At 52.2% G+C, this 15,945-nt stretch carries 14 protein-coding genes; 1 reads left to right on the top strand and 13 read right to left on the bottom strand.

The features are described 5' to 3' along the window. Positions 1-36 precede the first annotated feature (36 nt). The 6 genes from O4H49_RS16855 to O4H49_RS16830 form a co-directional block, all read right to left on the bottom strand. The gene (locus tag O4H49_RS16855; protein WP_269424609.1) at positions 37-1,461 is read right to left on the bottom strand and encodes a gamma-aminobutyraldehyde dehydrogenase; all 1,425 of its coding nucleotides are present in this window, start codon (positions 1,459-1,461) and stop codon (positions 37-39) included. A 24-nt stretch (positions 1,462-1,485) separates the two neighbouring features. Beyond that, positions 1,486-2,295, bottom strand: a complete 810-nt coding sequence (locus tag O4H49_RS16850; RefSeq protein ID WP_269424608.1) for an ABC transporter permease — start codon at positions 2,293-2,295, stop codon at positions 1,486-1,488. Then, complete coding sequence (locus O4H49_RS16845; RefSeq protein WP_269424607.1) at positions 2,285-3,235, bottom strand: ABC transporter permease; 951 nt, start codon at positions 3,233-3,235, stop codon at positions 2,285-2,287. Before O4H49_RS16845 ends, O4H49_RS16850 begins: the two co-directional genes overlap by 11 nt. Beyond that, a complete protein-coding gene (locus O4H49_RS16840) occupies positions 3,232-4,227 on the bottom strand; it encodes an ABC transporter ATP-binding protein (protein ID WP_269424606.1) in 996 nt (331 codons plus the stop codon). The genes O4H49_RS16845 and O4H49_RS16840 overlap by 4 nt, the downstream gene beginning before the upstream one ends. Before the next feature lie 77 nt (positions 4,228-4,304). Further along, positions 4,305-5,450: an ABC transporter substrate-binding protein gene (locus O4H49_RS16835; protein ID WP_269424605.1), complete on the bottom strand. Its 1,146-nt coding sequence runs from the start codon at positions 5,448-5,450 to the stop codon at positions 4,305-4,307. Between the two features lie 143 nt (positions 5,451-5,593). Continuing rightward, positions 5,594-6,496 (bottom strand): LysR family transcriptional regulator, encoded by a 903-nt coding sequence (locus O4H49_RS16830; protein WP_269424604.1) that lies wholly within the window; start codon positions 6,494-6,496, stop codon positions 5,594-5,596. A 224-nt stretch (positions 6,497-6,720) separates the two neighbouring features. Here O4H49_RS16830 and O4H49_RS16825 point away from each other — a divergent pair, with 224 nt between their 5' ends. Further along, positions 6,721-7,299: an alkylphosphonate utilization protein gene (locus O4H49_RS16825; RefSeq protein ID WP_269424603.1), complete on the top strand. Its 579-nt coding sequence runs from the start codon at positions 6,721-6,723 to the stop codon at positions 7,297-7,299. Between the two features lie 107 nt (positions 7,300-7,406). Here O4H49_RS16825 and O4H49_RS16820 read toward each other — a convergent pair whose 3' ends face one another. The 7 genes from O4H49_RS16820 to O4H49_RS16790 form a co-directional block, all read right to left on the bottom strand. Then, positions 7,407-8,138 carry a TerC family protein gene (locus O4H49_RS16820; RefSeq protein WP_269424602.1) on the bottom strand — a complete coding sequence of 244 codons (732 nt, stop codon included), beginning with the start codon at positions 8,136-8,138 and terminating at the stop codon, positions 7,407-7,409. 179 nt (positions 8,139-8,317) lie between these two features. Then, positions 8,318-8,722: a F0F1 ATP synthase subunit epsilon gene (locus tag O4H49_RS16815; protein ID WP_020593016.1), complete on the bottom strand. Its 405-nt coding sequence runs from the start codon at positions 8,720-8,722 to the stop codon at positions 8,318-8,320. A 47-nt stretch (positions 8,723-8,769) separates the two neighbouring features. Further along, positions 8,770-10,191 carry a F0F1 ATP synthase subunit beta gene (atpD, locus tag O4H49_RS16810; RefSeq protein WP_269424601.1) on the bottom strand — a complete coding sequence of 474 codons (1,422 nt, stop codon included), beginning with the start codon at positions 10,189-10,191 and terminating at the stop codon, positions 8,770-8,772. A gap of 45 nt (positions 10,192-10,236) precedes the next feature. After that, entirely contained in the window at positions 10,237-11,121 is an 885-nt protein-coding gene (locus O4H49_RS16805; RefSeq protein WP_269424600.1) for a F0F1 ATP synthase subunit gamma, read from the bottom strand. A 47-nt stretch (positions 11,122-11,168) separates the two neighbouring features. Continuing rightward, positions 11,169-12,701, bottom strand: coding sequence for a F0F1 ATP synthase subunit alpha (atpA, locus tag O4H49_RS16800; protein ID WP_269424599.1), 1,533 nt, complete (start codon positions 12,699-12,701; stop codon positions 11,169-11,171). Next, complete coding sequence (locus O4H49_RS16795; RefSeq protein WP_269424598.1) at positions 12,701-13,240, bottom strand: F0F1 ATP synthase subunit delta; 540 nt, start codon at positions 13,238-13,240, stop codon at positions 12,701-12,703. Before O4H49_RS16795 ends, atpA begins: the two co-directional genes overlap by 1 nt. 375 nt (positions 13,241-13,615) lie before the next feature. Continuing rightward, positions 13,616-15,865: a primosomal protein N' gene (locus tag O4H49_RS16790; RefSeq protein ID WP_269424597.1), complete on the bottom strand. Its 2,250-nt coding sequence runs from the start codon at positions 15,863-15,865 to the stop codon at positions 13,616-13,618. Positions 15,866-15,945 lie beyond the last annotated feature (80 nt).

Genomic DNA, 15,945 nt, shown 5'->3' with positions numbered 1-15,945 from the left:
CTATCACAGGGAAAAACCTTTTTTACACGTCGGCTCCTAGTGCTTGATCATGACATGCCGTACGGCAGTGTAGTCTTCCAGTGCATACATGGACATGTCCTTGCCATAACCAGACTGCTTTAACCCGCCGTGCGGCATTTCCGTTGTGAGCATAAAGTGGGTGTTCACCCAGGTGCAGCCGTAGCGAAGGCGCGCTGAAGTTTCCATCGCCCGTCCGACATCCTTGGTCCAGACAGAAGATGCCAGACCATAGTCACTATCATTCGCCCAGCTGACAGCATCATCAACATCCGAGAAACGGGTCACGGAAATCACCGGTCCAAAGACTTCCCGTTGAACAATTTCATCCTGTTGCAATGCACCGGCTATGACTGTTGGTTTGTAATAAAACCCGTTGTCACCATGGGTGTCTCCCCCTGCAGTCACCTCAATATGGCTGAGTTCTCGTGCCCGCTCGACAAAACTGGCGACCCGGTCTCTTTGGCGGCCGGAAATCAGGGGACCGATTTCGTTTTCCGTATCATCTTTCAAATCGTACTTGATTGCATCCGCCGCCGATGAAAGATCGGCAACCAGATTGTCATAGATCTTGTCACTCGCATAAACGCGGCACGCCGCCGTACAATCCTGCCCGGCATTGTAATAACCAAAGGCCTGCAGGCCCTCGACTACGTCAGACAAAGATGCGTCATCAAAGACGATAACGGGTGCCTTCCCGCCAAGCTCAAGGTGTGTCCGCTTTACGGAATAGGAAGCGGCCTGCAACATTTTTTTACCTGTTGCCACGTCACCAGTCAGGGAAATCATATCTACTTTCTTGTGGTTGATCAGCTGATTCCCAACTGTCGCTCCTCGCCCGGGAACAATATTCACCACCCCCTCAGGAAGCTCTTCCGCCAGAATTTTTGCCATCTTCAAAGCAGTTAATGGGGTTTGTTCCGAGGGTTTAAAGACCACTGTATTTCCCCCGGCAATGGCAGGGGCCAACTTCCAGGCCATCATCATCAAAGGATAATTCCAGGGAGCAATCGAGGCGACAACCCCGATGGGGTCACGACGAACCATTGAGGTGAACCCTGGAAGATATTCACCTGCGGCTGCCCCGGTGACACATCGTACCGCCCCGGCAAAAAAACGGTAGGTATCGACAACACCGGGGATTTCATCTTCCGTTACCCGGCTGATCGGCTTGCCGCAGTTCAGGGATTCCAGCAGAGCAAAGTTCACAGCTTCCGCCTCAATCCGTTCGGCAATTCGCAACAGGCATCCTGCTCTTTCCGCCGGGGAAGTCCGGGACCAACTGGCAAAAGCCTTGGCAGCGGAATCGACGGCCGCATCAACTTGCGAGGCCGAAGCCTCTGGCAATTCCAGGATGGTTTCTCCCGTTCTCGGGTTAAGCACCAACTCGGCAGTTTCCGTACCTTCCTCGAACCGGCCCCCAATCAACAGCTTTGTGTCCATGACAAGTATCTCCCTTAGAATTGGTTATTTTCCGGCTCCGGCCGTATCGGTTCCACTCCGGGTCAGGTAGTAGGCACCAAGAATGGGTAAAAAAGTGACCAGAACCACGACCATGGCCACAACGTTGGTTACCGGGCGTTGCCGCGGACGAACCAGTTCCTCCAGCATCCAGATCGGCAAGGTAGCCTGTTGGCCTGCGGTGAACGTCGTTACAATGACTTCATCGAAAGAAAGTGCGAAGGCCAGCATTCCCCCTGCAAGCATTGCCGTGGCGATATTTGGCAAAACGATATAGCGGAAGGTCTGAAAGCTGTTCGCCCCCAGATCCATCGACGCCTCAATCATCGAGGCCGAAAGCCGACGAAACCGGGCGACAGCATTGTTGTAGACAACCACCACACAAAAGGTGGCATGCCCGAGAATAATCGTCAGGGTCGAATAGGGTATATCCGCAAGATTGAAAGCCGAGCGCAAGGAAATCCCGGTTACAATCCCCGGCAGCGCAATAGGCAGGATAACCAGAAGTGAGATGGCTTCCCGTCCAAAAAACCGGGATCTGGATACTGCAGCAGCGCAAAGCGTACCCAAAACCAGCGCTATAACAGTTGAGATCGAGGCCACCTTGACTGACAGGCCCAAAGCTTCCCAGACATCAGCCCGATTCCAGGTCACCTCAAACCAGTCCAGTGTCAGGCCTGGGGGGGGAAACTGATAACTCGTCGCTTCGGTCGTAAAGGCGTAGAGGAAAATCAGTGCCAAAGGCAGATGCAAAAAGAGTAAACCCGCGATCGCCGCCAGCTTGAGCCACTTGGAGGAACGTTGATCAGAGCGCATCAAAAGCTCCCTTCCGTTTGGCCATCCAGAGATAAAAAGCCATGATAATAATAGGAACTACCGCAAAAGCTGCAGCGAGGGGGATATTACCTGCTGTCCCCTGATGGGCATACACAGCCTGCCCGATGAAGAGACGCGATGATCCGACAATCTGGGGAATAATGTAGTCACCAAGGGTCAGCGAGAAGGTAAAGATTGAACCTGCAACAATCCCGGGCAAGGCCAGAGGTAACACGACATATCTGAATGTTTGCCCCTGTGATGCCCCGAGGTCTCCGGATGCCTCGAGTAAATTCGCGGGCACCCGTTCCAGCGAAGCCTGAATAGGTAAAATCATGAAAGGCAGCCATACATAAAGGAAGACCAGAAAAGTACCGATATAACTGACAGACAGCGAGTTCCCCCCAATAACCGGAAGAGCCAGAACAGCCTCAAGTACCGGCATCAATCCCACTGAATCAAAAAACCACGACAAAATACCCTCTTTGGCCAAAATCAGTTTCCAGGCATAGACCTTGACCAGATAGCTCGACCAAAGCGGCAGCATCACCCCCAGATAGAATATCGCCTTCATGCGCCCCCGGGCATAACGGGCCGCAAAATAGGAAATCGGGAAAGCAATAACGACAGAGGCTAGCGTCACAGCCGCTGCCATAAGGGTTGTGCGCAAAATGATGTCATAGTTGGCAGGACGCAACAGTTCCCGATAGGTTTTCAGGGTGAATTCGTACTGTATCAATCCTGAAAACTCGTCGATGGAAAAGAAGCTCTGCAGGAGAAGCGAAAAGAGCGAACCCACATAAATAATACCGAGCCACAACAATGGCGGTGCCAGCATAAGCGCCAGCAACAGCTTTGGCCGCCGCCAGAAAAGATCCGACAATCGCCCTGCCACGCCCGTGTGCACAGAACCGGGTTGCACGGTGAAGGCCCTGCTCATGTGTTCTCTTCCATAGCATAAAGAGCCCCAGGTTTTACCTGCAAACCAACAAAATCACCCCTGGTCCAGTGATCTGCCGTGTTCGACAACAAAGCCGAAAGTTCGGTTTCACCAACCTGTATCATTACCCGGTTTGTCGCCCCAAGATACCTGATGCTTTTTACTGTGCCGACAACCTTCGCCCCCTCCTGCTTTGTCAGGGTTAAGGCTTCAGGCTTCAAACTGGACCAGCAAGACTGCCCGCCCAGGTCAAGACTGATCTGGGGCGGGACAAGGTTAGATGAGCCAACAAAATCGGCGACAAATTTTGTTCTCGGACGATGATAAACCTCTTCCGGTGTACCAATCTGGACAATGCCGCCGGCATTAAACACAGCTATTTTGTCCGCCATGGACAGAGCTTCCGTCTGATCATGTGTGACAAAGACAAAGGTAATACCCAGACGTTGTTGAAGCGCCTTGAGTTCCTCTTGCATCTGCTCGCGCAGTTTCAGATCCAGAGCGCCTAAAGGCTCATCCAGCAGCAGTACCCGTGGTTTGTTGACCAGAGCCCGAGCCAGGGCAACCCGTTGGCGTTGCCCCCCGGAAAGCTGGGCCGGCTTGCGATCACCAAAATTGTCCAGCTTCACCAGCGAGAGCATCTCGTCAGCTTCCTGATGCCGGAGATTTTTTCTCACCCCCCGAACCATCAATCCATAAGCAACATTGTCGCGAATACTCAGATGCGGGAACAAGGCATAGTCCTGAAACACGGTGTTTACTGGACGACGGTTTGGCGGCGCTGTTTCGCAGGCTTCTCCGAAAATATGTATCGATCCCGCTGAGGGTTGATCAAAACCTGATATCAGACGCAAACTGGTAGTCTTGCCAGATCCGGACGGGCCAAGCATGGCAAAAAAACTTCCCTCGTCGATTTTAAGATCAACCTCGTCAACAGCCTTCACAGCGCCAAAATGACGAGAGACTTTCTTAAATTCCACCGCAACAGTCATCGATTAACCAGTCAACTTTCTGGGTCCTGCCCGGCGTCACCGGGCAGGAGTTGTTCAAAGGATATCTGGAAAGGCTATTACCGCCCGCCAATCACACCGATATAATCAGAAACCCATCGGTAATAGGGAACGCATTCTCCCTGACTCTCGCACTTGGATACCGGGGTTTGCCAAAACTTGATCTGGTCAAAATCATCAAAACCGTTCGTGGAACATCCTTCTTTGGTCAACATGCCACTTCCATTGGTACAGGCGGCAGGGACCGATGGATTGGCCCCGAACCAAACCGCCAGATCACTCTGCAGGTTCGATGACAAAGTATGTTCCATCCATTTATAAGCACAGTTCGGATTGGCGGCTTCGCTGTGCATCATGGTTGTATCCGCCCAGCCTGTTGCCCCTTCTTTGGGAATGACGGATGCAACGGGTTGCCCCTCACTTGCAAGGATATTCACCTGAAACGGCCAGGATCCTGAAGCGACAACACCTTCGTTTTTAAAATCATCCATCTGGATAAAAGCATCATGCCAGTAACGTCCGACCAGCTTGCGCTGGTCACGCAAAAGGTTCAGCGCAGCATCATACTGCTCCTGGTTCAGTTCGTAGGGGCTTTTAATACCGAGTTCCGGCTTGTGGAACATAAGATAGTTTGCGGCATCCGCGATATGAATCGGGCCATCATAAGCCTGCACACGGCCGAGATTCGATTTGCCATCCGGTAAGGTCGTCTCTTCAAATACAATCGACCAGCTCTCCGGCGCGGCGGTGAAAACCTTGCTGTTATACATCAACACATTTGGTCCCCACATGTAGGGCGTCCCATAGTGTTTGCCGCCGACTGTATGCCAAGGTGCAGACTTCAGACGGTCATCGACTGTGGCCCAGCTTGGAATAAGATCTGTATCAATCTCCTGAACTCTTTTTCCCGCGATCAGCCTCAGGGAAGCATCCCCCGACGCTGTCACAAGATCAAAGCCACCCTCGTTCATCAGGGCAACCATCTCGTCAGAAGTATTCGCCGTTTTGACATTAACCTTACAGCCACTGGCTGTTTCGAATTTCGTCACCCAGTCAAAGGCTTTATCCGTCTCGCCCCGTTCGATATAGCCAGGCCATGCAACTATGTTTACCTGACCTTCGCTTTCACCGACCGACGCTGCAAAACCCGGACTTGTCGACAAAAGTGACAGAGCCATTACCCCGTATACAATCTTCCTGTTCATGTGAATTACTCCCGTTGAAACACGAATGACGGAGCTTGTGCTCCCATTTTATGATTCGTTTTTTTCCAGTCTCTGCTCACCGGGAATATTCGCAATCTCAAAATACAGATTAGTGATATCTGTTTTTCCGATATCACTAACAACTATTTGAAAGAAAGGGATGTTTGTGCCGTTCTGATAAAATCGCGACTGATATCGCTCAATGGCGCGCCCCGACGCCAGGCCAGGCCAACCTGTACAGCCGGAAGGTCTCCGGAAACATCTCGGATTTCAATGCGATCCCCTTCCAGAGACCAGGGTCTGTACACAAGGTTTGGCAGCAGAGCCACGCCGGCACCCGTTGCCACAAGGCTTCGAACAGCTTCGACTGAACGGGTTCTGAAGGCCACATTGGGGCGAGTCCCGAGAGAAGACAGCAAGGCAGAGGTACTTTCCTCAATCTCATCGACAGATAACATGATCAGGGGTTCAGCCGCGACGTCTTCGATTGAGATGGCTTCTTTACCTGCAAGCTCATGCCCCATAGGCAGCCACAGACGATAGGGAGAAACCTCGAGTGTTTCCACTTGCAGGGCACCGCGATTGTGCAGGCTTGATGTCACCAGAACGGCAACATCCAGCTCTCCACCGATCAGCAGATGTTCAAGATATTCTCCGTTGTCTTCGATTGCCGACACCTCTACCTGGGGGTAAGCCCGGCGAAACCGCGAGAGAATTTCAGAGAGAACATACCCGGCAACCAGAGAGGTGACGCCCAACGACAGCTTTCCGGTTTTTGATTTTGGATCAGCCTCGAACAACAATCGCGCATCAGAAACATCGGCAAGAATTTTCTGGGCATGCCGCAAAAACTGATGCCCCACATGCGTGATTTCCAAACTGCGCGATCGCCTCAGGAATAACTCCACTCCCAGATCTGCTTCCAGGGACTTTACGGCCTCCGTGACGGATGACTGTGAAATTGACAAGGCTCTTGCCGCCCCGGAGACCGTTCCTTCTTCAGACACTGCGACAAAGAACTGAAGCTGTCGTATTGTAAAAGCCATCACCGCCTCAATTTCTAATACGGGTGCAGGTACACCTATCCCCTTTGCCAGTTTTAGAGATCATACTGATATTGATAGAAACTTGGAACTCAAAACCCTTGCCCGGGGTTCGCAATTTCTCCTGATACCACCTCCTCGTTGTTCCACGGGGGAACGACTGTTATGGTGGCCGACTTTTTGTACAACCGATACTGTACACGTCCAACAATAAGAGTAAGTGATCGATGACGACTGAACAGGAATTACACGCACGTAGTGAAACAAAATGTGAGCTCTGCGGCGCTTCTGACAGCCTGACGGTCTACACCGTCCCCCCGACTTCGGATCATTCAGCCGAACAATCTGTTCTTGCCTGTGCCACCTGCCATGGACAAATCGAGAGCGATGATGCGCTTGATACCAACCACTGGCGCTGCCTCAATGACAGCATGTGGACCCCGGTTCCCGCCGTTCAGGTCGTGGCCTGGCGAATGTTGTCCCGTCTCAGCGATGAAGTCTGGGCTCAGGATCTTCTTGCCCAATTGTATCTGGATGATGAAACTCTGGCCTGGGCACAAGCCAATGGCAACAGTGGCGACAATGATACCGATGAAAAGCACCTCGATTCAAACGGCGCAGAACTTCTTTCCGGCGATACCGTCACCTTGATCAAGGACCTTAACGTCAAGGGTGCCAATTTCACGGCCAAACGCGGGACTGCTGTGCGGGGTATCTCGCTTGTACAGGGCAATCCCGAACAGATCGAAGGACGAGTCAGCGGGCAGCAGATCGTTATTCTGACCAAATTTGTCAAAAAATCCTGATCACGACAGAACATAGGGCACTCAAACATCAAACAAGAATCAAACAGGCCGCTGAAGCGGCCTGTTTGATTCTTGAAAGGTCAGGCTATTGTATCCAAGCGCTAGATTTACACTTTTTTGCGCCGTTTACGCGCGAACATATTGAGCATCTCGACAAAGGCAGAGAATGCCATTGCCGCATAGATATAACCTTTGGGCACATGTACGCCGAAACCATCGGCAATCAGCACCATACCGATCATCAGCAGGAACCCGAGCGCCAGCATAACAATCGTCGGGTTTGCTTCGATGAACTTGGCCAGCGGTGTCGCCGCAAATAACATCACGGCGACAGCAACAATCACCGCTATCACCATAATCGGCAAATGAGGCGTCATACCCACAGCCGTAATAATACTATCGATAGAAAACACCAGATCCAGCACCAGAATTTGTCCCAGTACAGCGGTCATTCCGCTCACCGCTTTTCCACCAAGACCATCATCCTTTTCTTCCGGGCTCATACTATGGTGTATTTCGTTTGTCGCTTTCCAGACCAGAAAAAGCCCCCCTGCAATCAGGATCAGATCGCGCCAGGAGAAGGCCTGTTCGAAGACAGTGAAAATAGGCTCTACAAGCTGAACAATAAACGCAATGGTGCCAAGCAATGCCAGGCGGAAAACCAGAGCCAGACTGAGCCCAAAAACCCGAGCTTTTTTACGCTGTTCTTGCGGAAGTTTATTGGTCAGGATCGAGACAAAGATAAGATTGTCGATCCCCAGAACAACTTCCATCACAATCAACGTGGCCAAGGCAATCCACGCCGCAGGATCGAGAAACAGTACCAGCAAGCTATCCATGAAAATTCCATTTGTTTGGCAACCTGTCAGAACAACAGATCGGGGTGAAGTGGATAACGCTCTCCAGGTCATTCAACTCCCGGACAACAAGCATAGAAAATATACAGCAAAGCTGAAAAATCGGCATAAAAAAAGCCCGAGCATCTCAGCCCGGGCTTTTCAAAATCATAATCGTCTTATCAGCCAGCAGCGTTTAGCATGGCCTCAGACAATCCGATCTGTTTTCTTGCGGCGTCACGAGCAGCATCATCCTTAGCATCGGAAAGATCTTCCTTTGCATCCTGGAGCTGCTGCTTGACTGCTGCCTTATCAATTTCCCCAACACGCAGGGCGATCTCGGCTAGAACAGTACAGCGTTCTCCCGTCACCTCGGCAAATCCGCCAGCAACGAAGATACGCTCACTGACCTCTTTACCAGAGTAGATAGCGATCACGCCCGGACGAACCGTGGAGATCATGGGTGCGTGACGCGGCAGCACACCAAAGTCCCCGTCTTCACCAGGGACGACAACCATGTCGACACTCTGGGAAAAAAGAAGCTTCTCTGGTGAAACGAGTTCGAATTCGACCTGCTCTTTGGCCATCAATCTCTTCCTGTTACCGGTCTAATAAAAGTTGACTTGCACAAACCTTAGGCAGCAGCAGCGGCCATTTTCTCGGCTTTGGCAATCGCTTCATCAATGGTACCAACCATGTAGAAAGCTGCTTCCGGCAGGTGATCGTAGTCACCAGCAAGAATGCCTTTAAAGCCGCGAATGGTTTCTTCAAGCGGAACCTGAACACCAGGAGAACCGGTGAAGACTTCAGCCACGTCGAATGGCTGAGACAGGAAGCGTTGGATCTTACGAGCACGCGCCACAGTCATTTTGTCGTCTTCAGAAAGTTCATCCATACCCAGAATAGCGATGATGTCCTGCAGGTCTTTGTAAGACTGAAGCACACGCTGTACGCCACGGGCAGTTTGATAGTGCTCATCACCGATTGCTGAAGGCTCAAGAATACGGCTGGTGGAGTCCAGTGGATCCACAGCAGGATAAATTCCAAGCTCGGCAATCTGACGGGACAGAACGGTTGTCGCATCAAGGTGGGAGAAGGTTGTCGCAGGCGCAGGGTCAGTCAAGTCATCCGCAGGAACGTAAACGGCCTGTACAGATGTAATGGAACCCTTCTTCGTGGAGGTAATACGCTCCTGCATGGCACCCATATCGGTACCAAGTGTTGGCTGATAACCAACCGCAGAAGGAATACGTCCCAGAAGCGCGGAAATTTCAGAACCGGCCTGTGTGAAACGGAAGATGTTATCCACGAAGAACAGAACGTCCTGGCCTTCTTCATCACGGAAGTATTCCGCCTGGGTCAGACCAGTCAGGGCAACACGTGCACGGGCCCCGGGAGGCTCGTTCATCTGGCCATAAACCAGCGCACACTTGCTGTCGCCTTCCAGCTTGATAACGCCGGATTCGATCATTTCATGATAAAGATCGTTCCCTTCACGGGTACGCTCGCCAACACCCGCAAACACAGAGTAACCACCGTGGGTTTTCGCGATGTTGTTGATCAGTTCCATGATTGTCACGGTTTTACCAACACCCGCACCACCGAACAGACCGATCTTACCACCTTTTGCATAAGGGCAGAGCAGATCGATAACCTTGATCCCTGTAACGAGGATTTCAGCATCTGTTGCCTGCTCGGAGAAAGCAGGAGCTGCGCGGTGAATTGGGAAGGTCTGTTTGTTGCCGATCGGGCCACGCTCGTCAATTGGCTCACCAATAACGTTCATGATACGACCCAGTGTTTCAGGACCAACAGGAACGTTGATCGAATCACCGGTACCAACAACTTCCTGACCACGTGTCAGGCCTTCGGTTGCATCCATGGCAATCGTACGAACAGTGTTCTCGCCGAGGTGCTGAGCAACCTCGAGAACAAGCCGCTTGCCGTCATTCTGTGTTTCAAGAGCATCCAGAATATCAGGCAGAGCACCTGAAAACTGAACGTCAACCACGGGTCCGAGAACCTGTGTAATTTTACCGATATGCTTTTCAGCCATTTGTCTAACTCCTTAGCCAGTGCGCTTGCCAGGGCTCTCTAAAAATCAGAGAGCTTCCTTGGCGGAGATAATTTCAATCAATTCGTTTGTGATGTTTGCCTGACGGGTTCTGTTATACTGAATCGACAGACGGTCAATCATCTCGCCGGCATTGCGTGTCGCGTTGTCCATAGCAGACATACGCGCACCGTGCTCACTGGCGTTGTTTTCAAGCATTGCCTTGAAAATCTGAACGGCAATGTTGCGGGGCAACAGGTCGCTCAGGATTTTCTCGTCAGAAGGCTCGTATTCATAGATACCACCTTCAGACAAAGCCGGTGCTTCTGCAGCGCCTTCCGCTTCGAACGGAATCAACTGTTGAGCCGTTGGAACCTGAGAAATTACAGATTTAAACTTGGCGTAAAAAACTGTGCAGACATCAAATTCCCCGGCTTTGAACATGGCCAGTACGCGATCTGCGACGGTAGAGGCCTTGTCAAAGCCCAGGCTTGGCTTTGCAACATCTTCAAGAGTACCAACGATGTTCTCTCTGAAGCTACGGCGCAACTGATCGCGAGACTTGCGACCAACACAGAAAATCTTGACTGTTTTTCCTGCGCGGATCAGAGCATTCGCCTTGTTGCGAGCTTCTTTGACAATGTTGGAATTGAAGCCACCACAAAGACCACGATCAGCAGCAGCAACAATCAGAAGATGAACGTCATCTTTACCCGTTCCGACAAGAAGAGGCGAAGCGCCGGGCTGTTTGCCAGCGGATGCAGCAAGAGAACCAAGCATCCGTTCCATACGCTCGGCGTATGGTCGGGATGCTTCAGCCTGTTCCTGTGCACGGCGCAGCTTGGCCGCGGCAACCATCTTCATGGCCGACGTGATCTTCTGCGTTGATTTAACGCTGGAGATCCTTAGTTTCAGGTCGTTCAAGTTTGGCATGTTGTTACTCGTTTCCCACAGCCATTATACTCTGGACAGCCAGTCTCTTATACAAAGGTCTTGGCGAAATTATCCATGAAAGCTTTCAGTTTGCCTTCTGTATCGGCAGACATGGCTTTCTCTTTACGGATCGTTTCCAGAATATCCTGGCCGGTGCCACGAACTTCAGACAGAAGCTTTGCCTCGAAACGGCTGACGTCTTTAACGTCAATCTTGTCGAGATAGCCCTTCACGCCGGAATAGATAACAACAACCTGCTCTTCAACTGTCTGTGGCTTGTACTGTGGCTGCTTGAGCAGCTCGACCAGACGTGAACCACGGGCCAGCAAACGCTGTGTTGCAGCATCAAGATCAGAAGCGAACTGAGAGAAAGCCTCCATCTCACGATACTGAGCCAACTCAAGCTTGATGCTACCAGCAACCTGCTTCATGGCCTTGATCTGCGCAGCAGAACCAACACGGGAAACCGACAGACCAACGTTGACCGCTGGGCGGATACCTTTGTTGAACAGGTTTGTTTCCAGGAAGATCTGACCATCGGTAATCGAAATCACGTTGGTCGGAATAAAGGCAGAAACGTCACCACCCTGTGTCTCGATCACAGGCAGAGCTGTCAGAGAGCCTGCGCCATGTTCGTCGTTGAGCTTACAAGAACGCTCAAGCAGACGGGAGTGAAGATAGAAAACGTCACCAGGATAAGCTTCACGGCCAGGAGGACGACGAAGCAGAAGAGACATCTGACGATAAGCAACAGCCTGCTTAGACAGATCGTCATAAACGATCACAGCATGCATGGCGTTATCACGGAAGTATTCGCCCATCGCGGCGCCGGTGTACGGTGCCAGGAACTGAAGCGGTGCAGGGTCAGAAGCCGTCGCAGCAACAACGATGGAATATTCCAGAGCGCCGTTTTCTTCGAGGGTTTTAACCAGACGAGCAACAGTAGAACGCTTCTGACCGACAGCAACATAGATACAGAACAGCTTTTCGCTTTCGCTTGCTGCTGCATCGTTGGTTACTTTCTGGTTCAGGATCGCATCCAGAGCAATCGCGGTCTTACCGGTCTGACGGTCACCAATGATCAGCTCACGCTGGCCACGACCAATCGGAATAAGACTGTCGATAGACTTGATACCGGTCTGCATCGGCTCGTGAACAGACTTACGTGGGATGATGCCTGGGGCTTTCACTTCCACACGAGAGCGTGTCACGTCCTTGAGAGGACCTTTACCGTCAATCGGCTCACCAAGACCATCGACAACGCGACCCAGCAGGCCTTTGCCTGTTGGTACGTCAACGATAGAACCTGTACGTTTGACTGTATCGCCTTCTTTAACGCCACGGTCATCACCAAAAAGAACGACACCAACGTTGTCGACTTCAAGGTTAAGGGCCATCCCCTTAATACCGTTTGCAAATTCAACCATCTCACCAGCCTGGACATTGTCCAGACCATAGATGCGAGCCACACCATCACCCACAGACAAAACCTGGCCGACTTCGGCCACATCGGCGTCAGTGCCAAAGTTTTCAATCTGATTTTTGAGGATGGTAGAGATTTCAGCGGCGCGGATATCCATTAGCCAACCCCTTTCATCACCAGTTCAAGTCTCTGTAATTTTGTTCTTAAGGAACTATCGACCATGCGGCTACCAACCTTCACGATCATGCCCCCGATTAGAGATTCATCGACTGTTACGTCAACTTCGACAGAGCCACCGACAGAAGATTTCAATGCGTCTGCAATGGCCTTCTGTTGTGTCTTTGTCAATTCATGTGCAGCAGTAACCTGCGCTCTGATTTCGCCGCGGCGACGCGTCAATTCCGCCAGGAAGGCGTCTGCCATGTCTGTCAGCACAGCCAGTCGGCGGTTCTCAGCAACGGTCAGAACAAAATTGCGTGTCACATCATTGACACCTGATTTGTCCAGAATTGCTGAAAGCCCCTTTACCTGCTGATCGCGAGTATAGAGCGGAGAGCTGAGTAAATTCTGTAGATCTTCGCTTTCAGAAACGATTTGTTTCAGTCCAGCAAGATCTGCAGCAACTGCATCCAGTGCAGTCTTTTCCTCGGCAATATCAAGCAACGCTAATGCATAGCGTCCTGCCAAGCCGTTCAAGCTAGTGTTTTCGCCTGCCAAGCCGGTTGCCCCCAAGATAAGCCAGAAACTGACCCTGCCTGTACAGGTCGCATTTCAGTGAAGCCGAAACTCAATAAGGTTAAGACAGTGTGCCGGGCACAACTCTCTTCAGGCGCGGGTTTGGTATCACAGTCATAACAGGGTTTCAAGCGAGTCCGACGAAAGATTACAGCTTTTAACGCAGTCTTTTTTTCAATAACGACAGAAAGCCCCCCTGATAACGTCAGCGAAGTCCCTGTTTCTCTTTAAAAATAAGTTATTTGGAAGAACATTTGCCGCATCAAGGGTCTGAAAAAAAACTTTCCTCGTCTTCCCCTACATCCGCCTCCCGGCTCCAGAAGACCTGCCAAACAATCAAAGGAAAGAGTAAGGATCAATATCAACGACCACGCGGACCCGCGAAGGAGACTTGAGGCCTTGTAACCAGCTACGTGCCACAGCTTGCGGAGCCACAGAGCGGCGCGTCATTACAAGGAATCGGCGGCGGAATTTCCCTCGCAACAAAGAAAGAGGCGCCGGAGCCGGGCCGAGAATCCGTGCTCCATCAATTGTCGGAATGGCCCGGGCCATGGTTGCACAGAAATTATCCAGCTCGGCTTCCTCTGGCCCCGAGACAATTACCGCAGCCAATCGCCCGAAAGGTGGCAACCCCCCTCGGGACCGGGTTTCGGCCTCGATCTCTAGAAACTTGTCCCGATCTCCGGCTTTGAGTGTCTGCATCACCGGATGCTGGGGATCAGAGGTCTGCAGGATTACTCTCCCCTTGTGCTCGGCTCGCCCCGCACGCCCGGCAACCTGATGTAACAGCTGAAAGGTTCTCTCGGCCGCCCGGAGATCTCCCCCGAACAACCCGAGATCCGCATCAACCACCCCAACCAGCGTCAGATAAGGAAAATGATATCCCTTGGCCACCACCTGCGTTCCGACCAGAAGGTTGACTTCCCTCTTTTCGATCCGCTCGATCATCTCTCGCGTTGCCGCAGGAGACGTCATCGTATCACTGGCCATCAATCCGATCCGGGCTTCGGGGAAAAGCTTCTTTGCCTCTTCCACGATCCGCTCCACTCCCGGACCACAAGGCACAAGAGATCCTTCCGCATCACAGGACGGACAGCTGTCAGGCAGGCGTGTACTGTAGCCGCAGTGATGACATTGCAATCTGGAAAACCGTCTGTGCTCAACCAGCCAGGCGGTGCAATGCGGACATTGCAAACGATGACCACAGGTCCGGCAAAGTGTCAGGGGGGCATATCCCCTGCGGTTCAGGAACAGCATTGCCTGTTCCCCTGCCTCCAGTGTCTGCCTGATTGCTCCGCGTAAAGCCTGAGACAACCATCCCTGCCCGCTATCCAGTCGCTCCGGCTTGTCGAATCGCAAATCAACCAGTTCAACATCCGGCATGCCCGCCCCACCGTGACGGCCGGACAAAACCAGGCGTTCATATCTGCCGTTCTGGACGTTGATCATGGTCTCCAGTGCCGGGGTTGCCGATGCCAGTACCACCGGACAATGACATCCCCTGGCCCGGACCACAGCCATATCCCTGGCGTGATAACAAACCCCTTCTTCCTGTTTGAAAGACGCCTCATGCTCTTCATCGACAATAATCAGACCTAACTTCTCATAGGGCAAAAACAGGGATGAACGGGCACCAACCACCACAGGGGCCTTGCCCTCGGACACAGCACGCCAGGTCTTTCGTCGCAGTGCAGGTGTCAGTTCAGAATGCCATTCCGCCGGGCGTACGCCGAATCGCTGTTCAAATCGGTCGAGCCACTGGCTGGAAAGGGCAATTTCAGGCAACAGCACCAGAATCTGTTGCCCCTCCCCCAGCGCAGCTTCTATGGCTTCGAAATAAACCTCGGTCTTGCCCGATCCCGTCACCCCGTCCAGAACAACCGCGGCAAAATTCCCGGCCCGAACCTTGTTGATCAGGTCATCCGCAGCGGCTCTCTGGTCTTCCGAAAGAACAGGCCCCTTGATACCAGAGGGCGGGAGGGGGAAAGAGAAATCCGGAACCTCAAGATACCCCTCAACAACCCCGGCCTGTTCAAGCCCCTTGATCACCGAGCCTGACACCCCTGCTTCTCTGGCCAGCTCAACGGCGGTCCACCCTCCACTTCCCGCAAGCAGGTCCAGTACTTTCTGCCGGGCTGGCGTTATCCGGAAGGATGTATCTTCGGTATCCGTATCTCCCTGACGATACAGCTTCTGACCTGCAACGGATTCAAGTGCCTGTGGAGCTGAAAGAACCATCTTCAGCACAGATCCTCGTGGAAAGAGCGTATAGGAAGCCACCCACTCAATGAATTGACGCAGTTCATCCTTTAGGGGAGGCAGATCAGTGATTGCTTCGATCTGCCGCAACTTTGCCTGCGGCACAGAGGTATCAGGTTCGCCCCCCCAGATCACACCAGGCAGAATCCGCTTTCCCACTGGCACCATGACAATCTGACCCAGCGGCAAGAACCGCTCCCCCTCATCGCCTCCATCTGGTGCCAGATAGTCATAGGGTCCCTCGACAGGCAAAATCACCTGGACGCGATAGCGGCAGCGTTCCGGTACCGTCTCTTCAAACAACATCAGATCGTCACCGATACCCACTACTGTCCCTAACTTCTTGATGTATTGGTTAATACGCAGGAGTAAGCTTTCTTGCGTCAGCCCTTCCATAGTTTTTGCTT

Source organism: Kiloniella laminariae (assembly GCF_027214005.1).
GTDB classification, from domain to species: domain Bacteria; phylum Pseudomonadota; class Alphaproteobacteria; order Kiloniellales; family Kiloniellaceae; genus Kiloniella; species Kiloniella laminariae_A.
The sequence above is the reverse complement of the archived record's forward strand: the minus strand, read 5'-3'. Positions and strand labels throughout refer to the sequence as shown.